The organism is Dellaglioa sp. CoH-57-MRSF-16, assembly GCF_056782055.1.
The window spans coordinates 1-338 of record NZ_JBXAXZ010000115.1 but is presented as its reverse complement, the minus strand read 5'-3'; the positions used below and the strand labels follow the sequence as shown (position 1 = coordinate 338).

The window sequence follows — 338 nt, the reverse complement described above, 5'->3', positions numbered from 1 at the left end:
GCATTAGGTGAATTGGCAGCTACGGGAGCCGAGTTTGTTATCACAACGGCCGTGTACTTATCGTCCAGCACCAACATCGTATTCACATTAAACGTGATGTTAACGGCAGTTGGTGTGGTGACCTCTACAGTTAGCGGCGCTGTTGTGGCAATGGCCAGTCCCTGCACCGGACCTAGCGTCATGCTAGTAGTCGGAGTCAAGCGTTGACCTATCGCGCCTACGCCAGACGCTGGGTAAATCGAGCTGAGTGTTCCTACCTGCTTCAACACCAGATTTTGCCCTTCTACTACGTTTAGACGAAAGCGCAAGCTGGCTGGTGGGGCCGGCGGCACTGACAC

Annotated in this window: 1 protein-coding gene; it reads right to left on the bottom strand. The window is 54.1% G+C overall.

Annotated elements, in window-relative coordinates:
- Positions 1 to 182: hypothetical protein (locus tag AC1RPH_RS08110; RefSeq protein ID WP_481762076.1), on the bottom strand; the 182-nt coding region annotated here is incomplete at its 3' end.
- Between the last annotated feature and the right edge of the window lie 156 nt (positions 183 to 338).